General features: G+C 73.4%; 9 protein-coding genes. 6 read left to right on the top strand and 3 right to left on the bottom strand.

All coding sequences use genetic code 11. From position 1 onward, the window contains the following. The first annotated feature begins 135 nt into the window (after positions 1-135). Positions 136-1,512 (top strand): cobyrinic acid a,c-diamide synthase CobB, encoded by a 1,377-nt coding sequence (locus GA0070624_RS31770; RefSeq protein ID WP_091347087.1) that lies wholly within the window; start codon positions 136-138, stop codon positions 1,510-1,512. Continuing rightward, complete coding sequence (locus tag GA0070624_RS31765; protein ID WP_091347085.1) at positions 1,509-2,078, top strand: GNAT family N-acetyltransferase; 570 nt, start codon at positions 1,509-1,511, stop codon at positions 2,076-2,078. The genes GA0070624_RS31770 and GA0070624_RS31765 overlap by 4 nt, the downstream gene beginning before the upstream one ends. 125 nt (positions 2,079-2,203) lie before the next feature. Here the strand turns inward: GA0070624_RS31765 and GA0070624_RS31760 are convergent, their stop codons facing one another. Beyond that, positions 2,204-4,336, bottom strand: a complete 2,133-nt coding sequence (locus GA0070624_RS31760; RefSeq protein WP_091347084.1) for a transglycosylase domain-containing protein — start codon at positions 4,334-4,336, stop codon at positions 2,204-2,206. A 132-nt stretch (positions 4,337-4,468) separates the two neighbouring features. Here GA0070624_RS31760 and cobC point away from each other — a divergent pair, with 132 nt between their 5' ends. From cobC to cobA, 3 genes are read left to right on the top strand one after another with little or no spacing between them, the layout of a single operon-like run. After that, positions 4,469-5,554, top strand: coding sequence for an Rv2231c family histidinol phosphate aminotransferase CobC (gene cobC / locus GA0070624_RS31755; protein WP_091347081.1), 1,086 nt, complete (start codon positions 4,469-4,471; stop codon positions 5,552-5,554). Then, positions 5,554-6,708, top strand: a complete 1,155-nt coding sequence (locus GA0070624_RS31750; RefSeq protein ID WP_091347079.1) for a nicotinate-nucleotide--dimethylbenzimidazole phosphoribosyltransferase — start codon at positions 5,554-5,556, stop codon at positions 6,706-6,708. The genes cobC and GA0070624_RS31750 overlap by 1 nt, the downstream gene beginning before the upstream one ends. Continuing rightward, positions 6,705-8,027 carry a uroporphyrinogen-III C-methyltransferase gene (gene cobA, locus GA0070624_RS31745; protein WP_091347077.1) on the top strand — a complete coding sequence of 441 codons (1,323 nt, stop codon included), beginning with the start codon at positions 6,705-6,707 and terminating at the stop codon, positions 8,025-8,027. The genes GA0070624_RS31750 and cobA overlap by 4 nt, the downstream gene beginning before the upstream one ends. 184 nt (positions 8,028-8,211) lie before the next feature. On the opposite strand, the gene otsB is transcribed toward cobA, so the two are convergent. Continuing rightward, positions 8,212-10,806: a trehalose-phosphatase gene (gene otsB / locus GA0070624_RS31740; protein WP_091347075.1), complete on the bottom strand. Its 2,595-nt coding sequence runs from the start codon at positions 10,804-10,806 to the stop codon at positions 8,212-8,214. Next, the gene (locus GA0070624_RS31735; protein WP_091347073.1) at positions 10,803-12,203 is read right to left on the bottom strand and encodes an alpha,alpha-trehalose-phosphate synthase (UDP-forming); all 1,401 of its coding nucleotides are present in this window, start codon (positions 12,201-12,203) and stop codon (positions 10,803-10,805) included. Before GA0070624_RS31735 ends, otsB begins: the two co-directional genes overlap by 4 nt. A gap of 299 nt (positions 12,204-12,502) precedes the next feature. On the opposite strand from GA0070624_RS31735, the gene ettA reads away from it, so the two are divergent. Further along, positions 12,503-14,179, top strand: a complete 1,677-nt coding sequence (ettA, locus tag GA0070624_RS31730; RefSeq protein ID WP_091347071.1) for an energy-dependent translational throttle protein EttA — start codon at positions 12,503-12,505, stop codon at positions 14,177-14,179. Positions 14,180-14,181: the final 2 nt, after the last annotated feature.

Genomic DNA, 14,181 nt, shown 5'->3' with positions numbered 1-14,181 from the left:
GGGCCCGATCGGGCCGCTCGGCGGCCGCCGCCTGTCGGCGGGGACGGGTATGGTCACGCGAGCGGATCGCTCGGCCGGGTCCGCCGCCGCGCACCACCCCACCGCGAACGTCCGTCGCCTGCGAGGAGTCGATTGATGACCGTCGTGCCGCGCGTCGTGTTGAGCGCGCCGTCCTCGGGGCACGGCACCGGGGCCCTCGCCATCGGCCTGCTCGCCGCCCTCGCCGGCCGGGGGCTCGACGTGGCCGGTTTCAAGGTGGGTCCGGACCAGGTGGACTCGGCGTACCTCGGGCTGGCGTCCGGCCGCCCGGGGCGCAACCTGGACCCGCGGCTGGTCGGCCCGGAGCGGGTCGCCCCGCTCTTCGCGCACGGCGCGGCCGGGGCCGGGATCGCCGTCGTGCAGGGCACCATGGGCCTCTACGACTCGGTCGCCGGTCGCCCGGAGACCGAGTCCACCGCCGCGGTCGCCACCGCGCTGCGCAGCCCGGTCGTGCTGATGGTGGACGTGGCCGCGATGGGTCAGTCGGTGGCCGCCCTGGTGCACGGCTTCCGGGCGTACGACGAGCAGCTCTGGCTCGGCGGGGTGATCCTCAACCGGGTGGCGTCGCCCCGGCACGAGGCGATGCTGCGGGAGGCCCTGGACGACATCGGCGTGCCGGTCTACGGCGCGCTGCGCCGGCACGAGCTGCCCCCGGTGCTGCCCGCGCGGCGGCACGGCATGGTGCCCGTGGTTGCCGGGGACGGCGAGGCCGCCGGGGCGGTGCGCCGGCTGGGCGAGGCGGTGGCTGCCACGGTCGACCTGGACCGGCTGCTGGTGCTGGCCCGGTCGGCGCCGGCGCTGACCGTGGACGCCTGGTCGCCGGAGCCGGTCGACGGCGCGTCCAGCGGCGGGCGCCCGGTGGTCGCGCTCGCCGGCGGCCCGGGCGGCGGCTACAGCCATCCGGAGACCGCCGAGCTGCTCCGCGCCGCCGGCGCCGAGGTGGTCATGGTCGACCCGCTGGGCGACGAGACCCTGCCGGCCGGCACCCGCGCGCTGGTCGTCGGCGGCGGGCTCCCCGAGTCGTACGCGGACCAGCTCTCCGCCAACCGCCGGCTCTGCATCGCCGTTGCCGAGCTGGCCCGCGCCGGTCGGCCGGTGGTCGCCGAGGGTGCCGGCCTGCTCTGGCTGGCCCGGGAGCTGGACGGGCTGCCGATGTGTGGGGTGCTCGACGCGGTCGGCGCCAGCCGGGACGGCATGGTGATCGGCTACCGGGAGGCGACCGCTCGCACCGACAGCGTGGTCGCCCCGGCCGGCACGATGCTGGTCGGGCACAAGCAGCACGCCGCGGTGCTCACCCCGCGGGCCGGGGAGCGGCCGGCCTGGAGCTGGGACGGCGGCGCCCCGGAGGGCTTCGTCTGGCGCGGGGTGCACGCCTCGCAGCTCGTCCCGCACTGGGCCGGGTACCCGGAGATCGCCGCGCGGCTGGTCGCCGCGGCGGCGATGGAGCCGGCGACCGCGGAGGCCCCGGCGTGATCGGGCAGGTGGCCGTGCGCCGCTTCCCGGAGCTGACCGTCTCCACGCCGCGCACCGAGGTCCGGCCGCTCGCGGCGGCCGACGCCGCGGCGGTCGACGAGGTCTTCGCGGACCGGCAGACCCAGCGCTGGCTGCCGCTGGCCGATGACTCCGGCCAGATCGACGGGCGGGCCTGGTGCACCGAGCTGGCCCGGCAGCGCCGGGACAGCGGCGAGGGAGACCACTACGGGGTGCTCCGCCGGGAGGACCAGCGGGTGGTCGGCTGCCTCTGGACCCGGCGCACCGACTGGGGTGCCCGGCTGACCGAGATCTCCTACGCGATCGCTCCGCACGCCCGGGGCTACGGGCTGGCCGCCGAGGCGGTGGACGCGGTCGCCATCGCGCTGATCCTGGAGCACGGTTTTCAGCGGGTCGAGCTGCGGGTCGCGCCCGGGAACGTGGCGTCCCGGCGGGTCGCCGAGAAGGCCGGCTTCAGCTACGAGGGCCTGCTGCGCAACGCCGGCTTCGTCCGCGGCGCCCGCGTCGACCTCGAACTCTGGTCCTTCGTGGCCGCCGACCTCCGCTGACCCCAGGCCCGGGCCCCACCCCGACCGAAGAGCCGATCAAGAGGTTTGCGTCGGGAATCGCGCAGACTCTGGACGCAAACCTCTTGATCAACTAACCCGGGCGCACCCCCGGGCGGTCCAGGCGGTCAGCCGACGATCTGATCGGAGGGTGGGGTGAACTGGCGGACGGGCTTGTCCTTGAGGGCGTCGCGCAGGGTCTCGGCCACCGCGCCGATCGGGACCTGGGACAGGCCGTCGCCCACCGCGTTGAACGGGTTGTCCGGGTCGGCGATGAAGCTCGCCGCCGCCAGCTCCGGCGTGTAGCCGACGAACCAGGCGGACCGGGTGCTGTCCGTGGTACCCGTCTTTCCGGCCACCGGGCGCCCGACCGTACCCCGGACGCTGTCGGCGGTCGACCAGCCGCCGCAGCCTCCCTTCGCCGGGGTGTCGCCGGTCGGGCAGCGGGCCGCGTCGGTGGCCGCCCGGGCCGCGTCCGCGCTGACCACCTGCCGGCAGCGCGGCTTGGCTACCTCCCGCGTGACCCCGCCGCGGGTGGTGTACGTGGTCGGCGTGCCGTCCCGGTTGAAGATCGACATGACCGGGATCGCCTCGCAGTACCGGCCCTCCGCGGCGACCGTGGCGTAGGCGTTCGCCATTTCCAGCGGGGTGGCGTCGGAGACGCCCAGGGTGAACGCACCCCACTTGGGCGCGCGGTCCGGCGCGGCGTGCTGTCGGTCGACGTCGGTCCGCCAGCGCAGCCCGAGCTGCTCGGCGAGACGGACGCCCTTCTCCGCGCCGATCTGCTCCTCCATCCACACCCAGTAGGTGTTCACCGACTTGCCGAAAGCGGACCACATGGTCTGCTGACCGCTCATCGCGCCGCTGGCGTTCGTCGGCTGCCAGTCGTCGTAAATACGCGACCTGTACCGGTAGGGGGCGTTGAACTCGGTGGACAGCTTCTTGCCCGAGTTGAGCGCGGCCAGCAGGGGGAACATCTTGAACGTCGATCCGGCCTGGTAGCCCGGGAGCGTGCCACCGCCGAGCAGCGGCGCGACCGTGTTCGGGTAGTTCGCCTTGACGTTTCGTCCGGCCTCTGGGTTGGAGCTGGGTGGGTTCTCGCTGAGATCCAGCGAGTACTTCCGGTTCACCGCCATCGCCTTGATCCGGCCGGTGCCCGGCTCGGCGACCACGATCCCGTTCGCGAACGGGCTGCCGCTGCCGTCCTTGGCGCCGACGTTCTTCTCGGCCGCCTCCTGGGTCTTCGGATCGAGGGCCAACACGATCCGGTAGCCGCCCCGGCGCAGCTTGTCCATCCGCTCCAGCCGGTTCTCGCCGAACGCGGGCTGGGAACTCCACCAGTTCTTGAGGTAGTCACAGTAGAAACCCCAGGTGCGGTACTTCTCCTCGACCGAGGCGCAGTCGTTGGGCGGACTGGTCAGCCGGAGCTGGATCGGCTCGCTCTTCGCCGCCGCAGCCGCGTCCGGGGAGAGGTAGCCGAGCTGGGCCATCCGGTCCAGCACGTAGTTGCGCCGTCCGGTGGCGTCCTTCTGGTCGGAGGTGATCGGGTCGTACTCGGAGGGGGACTTGACCAGCCCGGCGAGGGTGGCCGCCTCGGCGGGAGTCAGGTCCGCCGGGGTCTTGGAGAAGAAGATCTGCGCGGCCGCGTAGATCCCGTACGCCCGGTGGCCGAAGTAGGCCGAGTTGAGGTAGCGCTCCAGGATCTGCTCCTTGCTCAGCTCCTTCTCGACGTCCAGCGCCATCCGCATTTCCTTGATCTTGCGCAGGCTGGTCTGCTGGGTGGCCTCCTGGACTTCCTTCGGCGTCTTGGCGCTGTCCCGCAGGGCCATCCGGACGTACTGCATGGTCAGGGTCGAGGCGCCCTGGGAGACGCCGTTCGAGCGGGCGTTCGCCACGAAGGCGCGGGCCACGCCCTTCGGGTCGACGCCGTGGTGCTGGTAGAACCGGTTGTCCTCGGCGGCCACGATCGCCTGCTGCACGTTCGGCGATATCTCCGACAGCTTCGTGTACTTCCGGTACTCCTCGTAGAACATCGTCAGCAGGGTCTTGCCGTCCGGCGCGTACAGGTACGAGGTCTCGGCGGGCAGGGCGGTACGCAGGATGCCCGTCTTGTGCTCCACCGCGTGGGCGGTGGCCTTGGCGCCGATGCCGGTGAGGGCCGCCAACGGATAGGCCGCGGCGGCGATCACGATGCCGGCGATCAGCCCGGCGCGGAGGAGGGGAACGGCACGACCAGCGGAGGCAAGGGGTCGATTGCTCACATGGTCAAGCTATGACATTTCCGATTAGGAAATGAGAAGAATTCATAAACGGGCGACAGGTCCATCAGTGGTGACGAGTCCCACGCCGGGATCCGCTGTCCCGGGCGGCGGCTTCCCGGCAGGATCGCGGACATGCGTGGTCAGCTGATCGGGACACCGCCCGACGCCGGGGACGAGCCGGACCTCGGGCACCACGGCGACGCCGAGGTCGCCCCCGGCCTGATCGACCTCGCGGTCAACGTCCGGCGGGACCCGATGCCGGACTGGCTGGCCGACCCGCTCGTCGCCGCGCTGGGCCAGCTCGCCGCGTACCCGGATCCCGCACCCGCCCGGGCCGCGGTGGCCGCCCGGCACGGCCGTCCCCCGGAAGAGGTACTGCTCACCGCCGGCGCGGCCGAGGGCTTCGTGCTGATCGCCCGGGCGCTGTCGGGGGCCCGCCGGCCGGTGGTGGTGCACCCGCAGTTCACCGAGCCGGAGGCCGCGCTGCTGGCCGCCGGGCACACCGTGGAACGGGTGCAGCTCGACCCGGCCGACGACTTCCGGCTCGACCCGGCCCGGGTGCCCGCCGACGCCGACCTGGTCATGGTCGGCAACCCGACCAACCCCACCTCCGTGCTGCACCCGGCCGCAGCGCTGGCCGAGCTGGCCCGCCCCGGCCGGGTCCTGGTGGTCGACGAGGCGTTCGCCGATACCACGGCCGCGCCCGGTGCGCCGGGCGAGCCGGAGTCGCTGGCCGGCCGCCGCGACCTGCCCGGCCTGGTCGTGGTGCGCAGCCTGACCAAGACCTGGGGGCTGGCCGGGCTGCGGGTCGGCTACCTGCTCGGCGAGTCCGCGCTGCTCACCCGGTTCGCCGCCGCGCAGCCGCTCTGGGCGGTCTCCACCCCGGCGCTCGCCGCCGCCACCGCCTGCGCGAGCCCGACCGCGGTCGCGGCCGAGCGCGCCATCGCCGCGCGGCTCGCCGCCGACCGCGACCACCTGGTCGCGCGCCTGTCCGGCCTGCCCGGCGTACGCGTCGCGGGCCGCCCGGCGAGCGCCTTCGTGCTGGTCCACCTGCCCGGCGCAGCCGAGGTACGCCAGCGGCTACGCGACCGCGGCTGGGCGGTACGCCGTGGCGACACGTTCCCCGGGCTCGGCCCGGACTGGCTGCGGATCGCGGTCCGCGATCCCGCGACGACCGACGCTTTCACCGGCGTGCTGGCGGAGATCCTGGAGGCATGATGTTGGAGTCCACCGTTGCGGCGATCGGGCCGCTCGACGAGCCGGCGATGGCGGCCGCCCGCGACCTCCAGGGCCGGCTGACCAAGCCGGCTGGTTCCCTCGGCGCGCTCGAACCGCTCTCCGTGCGCCTCGCCGGGCTGGCCGGGAGCTGCCCGCCGCCGCTGCCCGAGCCGGCCGCCGTGGCGATCTTCGCCGGCGACCACGGGGTGCACGCGCAGGGGGTGACCCCCTGGCCGCAGGAGGTCACCGCCCAGATGATCGGCAACTTCCTGGCCGGTGGCGCGGTGGTCAACGCGTTCGCCCGGCAGGCCGGCGCCTCGGTCACGGTGGTCGACGTCGGCGTGGCGACCCCGCTGCCCGTCGACCCGTCGGACGCCGGCTCCGCGGCGGACGGCGGTGCCCCGGCGGGCGACGGCGGTGCCCTGGCGGGCGACGGCGGTGCGCCGGTGCCCGGCGGTGCGCCGGCGGGCCTGCGGCTGGTCGCCGCGAACGTCCGGGCGGGCACCCGGGACATGACCGTCACCGCCGCGCTCACCCGGGACGAGGCGCGGGCGGCGGTGGAGACCGGCATCCGGGTGGCCGGCGAGCTGATCGACGCGGGCGCCGGCATCCTGCTCACCGGGGACATGGGGATCGGCAACACCACCCCGGCCGCGGCCCTGATCGCGGCGTTCGCCGGCGTCGACCCGGCCGAGGCGACCGGGCGCGGGACCGGGGTGGACGACGAGACGTACCGGCGGAAGCTCGGCGTGGTGCGGGCCGCGCTGGACCGGCACGCGCCCGACCCGGCCGACCCGCTGGGCGTGCTGGCCGCGGTCGGCGGGCTGGAGCACGCCGCGCTGGCCGGCCTGATCCTGGGCGCCGCGGCCCGCCGGGTCCCGGTGCTGCTGGACGGCGTGATCGCGGTGAGCGCCGCGCTCGCCGCCGCCGCGTTCGCCCCGGACGCGGTCGGCGCGATGGTCGCCGGGCACCGCTCCGCCGAGCCGGGTGCCACGGCCGCGCTGCGTCACCTGGGTCTCGACCCGCTGATCGACCTCGGGCTGCGCCTCGGTGAGGGGACCGGCGCGCTGCTCGCGCTGCCGGTCGTCACCGGCGCGGTCCGGGTGCTGCACGAGGTCGCCACCTTCGACTCGGCCGGGGTGGCCGAGAAGTGACCGCGAACCCGTACCCCCTCGGCCTGCGGCTCGCCGGCCGACGGGTGGTCGTGGTGGGTGGGGGAGCGGTGGCCACCCGGCGGGTGCCGGCGCTGCTGGACGCCGGCGCGGACGTCCTGCTGGTCTCGCCGGAGCTGACCCCCGCGCTGCGCGCGCATGTGGACGCCGGCCGGCTGCACTGGGAGCCGCGCCGGTTCATCCCGACCGACCTCGACGGCGCGTGGCTGGTCCAGGTCGCCGTCGACGACCGGGCCGCTGCGGCGGCCGTCAGCGCCGCCGCCGCTGAGCGCCGGATCTTCTGCGTACGCGCCGACGACCGGGCGGCGGCCACCGCGTGGACCCCGGCGGTGACCCGGCACGGCCCGGTCACCGTCGCAGTGCTCGGCGGCGGCGACCCCCGCCGTGCGATGACGGTGCGCGACGCCATCCGCGATCTGCTGGCGGCACGCCCGCCGGCGCCGCCGACCGGCCCGGGCTACCCGGGCGCCGCGGCTCCGGCCGGGGGCGGTGGAGACGCCCGGGGCGTGGCGGCGGCCGGCGCCGGGAGGGTGGCGCTGGTGGGCGCGGGTCCCGGCGACCCCGAGCTGATCACTGTGAAGGGATGGCGGCTGCTCACCGGGGCGGACGTGGTGGTCGCCGACCGGCTGGTGCCCGGGCTGCTCCTCGACGAGCTGCGCCCCGATGTCGAGCTGGTCGACGCCTCGAAGATCCCGTACGGCCCGTCCCGCGCCCAGGAGGAGATCAACCGGATCCTGGTCGACCGTGCCCTGGCCGGGAAGTTCGTGGTCCGGCTCAAGGGCGGCGACCCGTACGTCTTCGGCCGCGGCGGGGAGGAACTGCTGGCCTGCGCCGAGGCCGGCGTGCCGGTGACGGTGGTGCCGGGGGTGACCAGTGCCATCGCGGTGCCGGCGGTGGCCGGCATCCCGGTCACCCACCGCGCGGTCGCCCACGAGTTCACCGTCGTCTCCGGCCACGTCGCCCCGGACTCGCCGGGCTCGCTGGTGCGCTGGGACGCCCTCGCGCGGCTGCGCGGCACGCTGGTCATCCTGATGGGGCTGAAGAACCTGGCCGCCATCACCGCCACCCTGATCGCGCACGGCCGGGCGCCGTCCGCGCCGGTAGCCGTGGTGCAGGAGGGCACGACGGGCTCCCAGCGGGTGCTGCGCTCGACGCTGGGTGCGGTGGCCGAGGAGGTGGTCGCCGCCGGGATGCGGCCGCCGGCCGTGGTGGTCGTTGGCGACGTGGTAGACGCCCTGGCTTCCGCCGGGGCGGCGGAGGCTGTTCGGGGCGCTCACCCTGCTCCGGGCGCACAGGCCTGATCTCGGCCGGACCGGGGGCGCGCTGTTGCACCGCCTCGCCGCCTGTTCCCTGTCGGGCCGTTCGGCGCAGGCGGATGGGAGCGGGCCGCGGCCGGCCGGGACCGCCAACGGGCCGACGGCCTGACGGCCGATAACCCGACGGCGGCGGGAGACCCGTCTCCCGCCGCCGTCGTCGCTGGTCAGGTCACTGCTTGAGCATGTTGTCCAGCAGGAGGGCGCAGCGGATCAGGCCGAGGTGGCTGTACGCCTGCGGGTGGTTGCCCAGGCCGCGCTCGGCGAGCGGGTCGTACTGCTCGGGGAGCAGTCCGGTCGGCCCGGCCGTGTCGACCATCAGGGTGAACAGCTCCTCGGCGTCGGTGCGGCGACCGGTGCGCAGGTACGCCTCGATCAGCCACGCCGTGCAGATGTGGAAGCCGCCCTCCCGGCCGGGCAGGCCGTCGTCCCAGTGGTACCGGTAGACGACCGGCCCGCTGCGCAGGTCCGCCTCGATCTTGAGCACGGTCGACAGGAAGCGCGGGTCGTCGCCGGGGAGCAGCCCGGACAGGCCGATCCAGAGCGACGACGCGTCCATGTCCTCGTGCCCGTACGCGACGCTGTACGCCTGGGCCTCCTCGTGCCAGCCGTAGTCCAGCACGTTGGCGCCGATCCGGTCGCGCAGCTCCACCCACTCGGGCCGGTCCTCGCCGCCGTGCTGCCGCACCACGTGCAGCGCCCGATCGACCGTCATCCAGCACATCACCTTGGAGAAGATGTGGTGCCGCGGCGGGAGGCGGGCCTCCCAGATGCCGTGGTCGGGCTCGTGCCAGCGGCGGCGGACCGCCTCGACCATGTTCTCCAGCACCCGCCACTCTTCGCCGCGTACCGAGCCGCGCGCGTCGGCCACGGCCGCGATGAGGTCGGCGACCGGGCCGAAGACGTCCAGCTGGAGCTGGTGGTTGGCCAGGTTGCCGACCCGGACCGGCCGGGAGCCCGCGTATCCGGGCAGGGTGTCGATCACCGCCTCGGCGCCCAGCTCGTACCCGTCCACCGTGTAGAGCGGGTGCAGCCGCTCCGGGTGCCCGCCGGTGCGCTCCACCACGCCGTCGATCCAGCGCAGCAGCCCTTCGGCCTCCTCGGTCGAGCCGAGGTCGACCAGCGCGCGGGCGGTAAGCGCGGCGTCCCGCAGCCAGCAGTATCGGTAGTCCCAGTTGCGGACGCCGCCGAGCTCCTCCGGGAGCGAGGTGGTCGCGGCGGCCAGGATCGAGCCGGTGGCCTCGTGGCAGAGCCCGCGCAGGGTGAGCGCGCTGCGGGCGACCAGCTCCCGGGCGGTGGTGGGTAGCCGCAGCCCGGCCACCCAGTCCTTCCAGGGCTGCTCGGCGGCGGCCTGCCGCTCGTGAACCGGCTGCCGGTGGTGCTCCAGGCTCTGCGTGCCGAAGCGCAGCTCCAGCACCACCTGCCCGCCCGTGGCGGAGAGATCCACCGTCGCCGTCGCGGCCTCGTTCACTCCGTCGCTGGTGACCTCCCACTCCACGCCGGGGGAGTAGAGCGCCATCGGGTCGTTGGAGCCGAGCACCAGCAGACCGTCGCCGAGCGGTTGCAGCTGCACCGCCACCTGGCCGAACTCGGGCCGGGGCGCGAACTCCAGGCGCGCCCGGCCCCTGCCGGTGAGCAGCCGGACCAGCGTCGAGTCGCCGGAGACGATCGCCGGGCCCTCCGGCACGGCGTCGCTGGACGGCCGGTCGAGCCAGTCCGTGACGGTCAGCCCCGACCAGCGGGTCTCCACCGTCATCGTGCCGGAGCGGTAGCGCTGCCCGAGCGGGATGCCGCCGCGCTCCGGGGTGATGCTGAAGTGGCCGGCGGGGCTGCCGCCGACCAGGTCGGCGAAGATCGCCGCCGAGTCCGGCTTGGGGTGGCAGAGCCAGCTGACCTTGGCGTCCGGGGTCAGCAGCGCGACCGTCCGGCCGTTGGCCAGCATCGAGTGCCGCTCGATCGGCACCGCCCGCTCGCCGAAGAGCCAGTTCCGCCGGGTCTCCAGCAGCAGGCCGAGCGCTCGGGCGGCCTCGATCGGCTCGGCGACGCGCCAGCCCGCCTTCGTCTCGCCAGGACCGATCTTGATGCCGACGTCGGGGCCGTGCAGGTTGCCGAACGCGTTCTCGTCCGTGACGTCGTCGCCGATGAAGAGCACCGCGCTGGCGGACAGCTGCGTACGGAGCTGGTCGAGCGCGGTGCCCTTGTGGGTAGCCACCACCGACAGCTCGATGACCTCCTTGCCCTGGGTGACCGTGACCTCGTCCCAGGTGGCGGGGCCGCTGCGGACCGCCTCGATCGCCGCGGCGGCGACCTCCGGGTCCAACCCGCGGGTGTGCACCGCGACGCTGGCCGGCTTGCGCTCCAGCCGTACCCCGGGGTGGTCGGCGGCGATCTGGCGCAGCGCGTCGCGCAGCCGGGTCCGCACGGCGATCAGCTCGGGCGAGAGCCGCTCGACGAAGCCGATGTCGAACTCGGAGCCGTGGCTGCCGACCAGGTGCACCTCGCTGGGCAGCCGGGAGAGCGTGGCCAGGTCGCGCAGCGCCCGGCCGGAGACCACCGCGACGTTGGTCTGTGGCAGCGCGGCCAGCGCACGCACCGCGGCCACCGATTCGGGCAGCGGTACGGCCTTGGTCGGGTCCTCGACGATCGGCGCGAGGGTGCCGTCGTAGTCGCAGGCGACCAGGAGCTGGGGGGCCCGGGCGATCCGGCCGATCGCGGCGCGCAGCTCGGGGTCCAGCACGCCGTCGCGTCGGGTGGTGGGGGCGGTCACGCGGCCTCCGCTTCGGGCACGCCGAGTTCGGTCAGGAAGGACTTGGCCCAGTGCCCCACGTCGTGGCTGCGCAAGTGGCGCTGCATTATTCGCATCCGGCGGCGGGCCTCGGGTTTCTCCACGTGCACGGCGCGCAACAGCGCCTCCTTGACCGCGTCGGGGTCGTGCGGGTTGCACAGGAAGGCCTGACGCAGCTCCGTCGCGGCGCCGGCGAATTCACTGAGCACGAGGGCGCCGCCCTGGTCGGCGCGCGATGCGACGTACTCCTTGGCCACCAGATTCATTCCGTCTCGCAGGGGGGTCACCATCATCACGTCGGCCGCGGCGTACATCGCGGCCAGTTCGGAGCGACTGTACGACTGATGCAGATAATGCACTGCGGGCACCCCGACCCGTCCGAATTCGCCATTAATCCGACCAACTTCCCGTTCCACCTTGACGCGAAGCGCCTGGTAGTGCTCCACCCGCTCGCGGCTCGGGGTGGCGACCTGCACCATAACCGCGTCCGGGACTGTCAACTTTCCGTCAGCCAGGAGCTCGCGGAAGGCCTTGAGCCGGAGTTCGATGCCCTTGGTGTAGTCGAGCCGGTCGACGCCCAGGATGATCGTCCTCGGATTGCCCAGCTCCTCGCGGATCTGCTTGGCCCGGGCCTGGATCGTCGGATCGGCCGCCATCCGCTCCATCTCCTTGGTGTCGATGGAGATGGGGAAGGCGCCGGCCTTCACCTGACGGCCGTCTACCTGGATCATCTGCCCCTGGTACCGCAGGCCGAGCAGGTGCCGCGCCAGCCGGACGAAGTTCTGCGCGGCGAGCCGCTGCTGGAAGCCGACCAGGTCGGCGCCGAGCAGGCCGCGCAGGATCTCGGTGCGGAACGGCATCTGCATGAACAGCTCGATCGGCGGGAACGGGATGTGCAGGAAGAAGCCGATCCGCAGGTCCGGCCGGAGCTCCCGGAGCATCGCCGGGACCAGTTGGAGCTGGTAGTCCTGTACCCAGACCGTCGCCCCCTCTGCCGCGACGTCCGCCGCGGCCTCCGCGAACCGGGCGTTGACCAGCCGGTACGCCTCGCGCCAGCGGCGCTTGTAGGCGGGGGTCTCCACCGCGTCGTGGTAGAGCGGCCAGATGGTGGCGTTGGACTGACCCTCGTAGTAGCGCTCAAGCTCCTCGGCGCTCAGCGGCACCGGGTGCAGCCGGATCCCTTCAAGATCGAACGGCTCGGGTGCGGCGCCGGTGCCGCCCGCCCAGCCGACCCAGGTGCCCTGGTGCTCGGCGAGGACGGGGTGCAGCGCGGTGACCAGCCCGCCGGGGCTCCGCCGCCACTGCCGTCCTTCGGGTGTGCTCACCTCGTCGACCGGCAGTCGGTTCGCCACTACGACAAAGGAGCTACGGACGGTCACGATCGGCCACCTCCGAATGCTGACGAGTCCACCGCAATGAGCGTACTGAGCGTAGCTGCGGCGTCTGCGGCCCCGTGACGGAGTTACCTACCCGTCCCACGCCCGCCGAACCCGGGGTGTGATCTTGTCGATAAACCCTGGTGGCTGGTCCCGCTCGGCGGGGTGATGTGGGCGGAGCGCGGCGTACCTGTCAGGATTGACGCTGGCGTGCGCGGCCGGCCCCGGCCGGCGGCGGTGGTCGGAAGCCGGAGTCCGCGCCCGTACGCCCCCAGTCGCAACCTACGGAGGTAGCCCGCACCGTGGCCCAGTTCATCTACGTCCTGGAAAAGGCGCGCAAGGCGCACGGCGACAAGGTCGTGCTCGACAATGTGACGCTGAACTTCCTGCCGGGGGCCAAGATCGGTGTGGTCGGTCCGAACGGCGCCGGTAAGTCCAGCCTCCTCAAGATCATGGCAGGCTGGGACCAGCCGAGCAACGGCGAGGCCCGGCTCATGCCCGGCTACACCGTCGGCATGCTGGCCCAGGAGCCGGCGCTCAACGACGCCAAGACCGTCCTCGGCAACATCGAGGAGGCGGTCGCGGAGACGAAGGCGAAGCTGGAGCGGTTCAACAAGATCGCCGAGCAGATGGCGACCGACTACTCCGACGAGCTGATGGAGGAGATGGGCCGGCTCCAGGAGGAGCTGGACCACGCCGACGCCTGGGACATCGACTCCAAGCTCGAGCTCGCCATGGACGCGCTGCGCTGCCCGCCGCCGGACGCCGACGTCACCCAGCTCTCCGGTGGTGAGCGTCGCCGGGTCGCGCTCTGCAAGCTGCTGCTGGAGACGCCGGACCTGCTGCTGCTCGACGAGCCCACCAACCACCTGGACGCCGAGAGCGTGCAGTGGCTGGAGCAGCACCTGGCCAAGTACGCCGGCACCGTGATTGCCATCACCCACGACCGGTACTTCCTGGACAACGTGGCCAACTGGATCCTGGAGCTGGACCGCGGCCGGGCCTACCCCTACGAGGGCAACTACTCGACGTACCTCGAGAAGAAGGCCGCCCGGATGGCGGTCGAGGGGCGCCGCGACGCCAAGATGAAGAAGCGCCTCTCCGAGGAGCTGGAGTGGGTCCGCTCCAACGCCAAGGCGCGGCAGACCAAGTCCAAGGCCCGCCTCGACCGGTACGAGGAGATGGCGAACGAGGCGGAGAAGACCCGGAAGCTGGACTTCGAGGAGATCCAGATCCCGCCGGGCCCGCGCCTGGGCAGCACCGTGATCGAGGTGCAGCACCTGACCAAGGCCTTCGGCGACCGGGTGCTGATCGACGACCTCGGCTTCTCGCTGCCCCGCAACGGCATCGTCGGCGTGATCGGCCCGAACGGTGTGGGCAAGACCACGCTGTTCAAGACCATCGTCGGGCTGGAGGAGCCCACCGACGGCTCGGTCCGGGTCGGTGAGACGGTCTCGCTGTCGTACGTCGACCAGAGCCGGGCCGGCCTGGCCGGGGACAAGACGGTCTGGGAGACGGTCTCCGACGGGCTGGACCACCTGATGGTGGGCAGGGTGGAGATGCCGTCCCGGGCGTACATCGCCGCGTTCGGCTTCAAGGGGCCGGACCAGCAGAAGCCGACCAAGGTCCTCTCCGGCGGCGAGCGGAACCGACTCAACCTGGCGCTGACCCTGAAGATCGGCGGCAACGTGATCCTGCTCGACGAGCCGACCAACGACCTCGACGTGGAGACCCTCGGCAGCCTGGAGAACGCGCTGCTGGAGTTCCCCGGCTGCGCCGTGGTCATCTCCCACGACCGGATGTTCCTCGACCGGGTCGCCACGCACATCCTGGCCTGGGAGGGCGACGACCAGAACCCGGCGAGGTGGTTCTGGTTCGAGGGCAACTTCGAGGCGTACGAGAAGAACAAGATCGACCGGCTCGGCGCCGAGGCCGCCCGCCCGCACCGGGTGACCTACCGCAAGCTGACCCGCGACTGACC

The sequence above is a fragment of the Micromonospora rhizosphaerae genome, from assembly GCF_900091465.1.
Lineage (GTDB): Bacteria > Actinomycetota > Actinomycetes > Mycobacteriales > Micromonosporaceae > Micromonospora > Micromonospora rhizosphaerae.
Note: the sequence above shows the minus strand (reverse complement) of the source record. Positions and strands in the feature narration are given on the sequence as shown.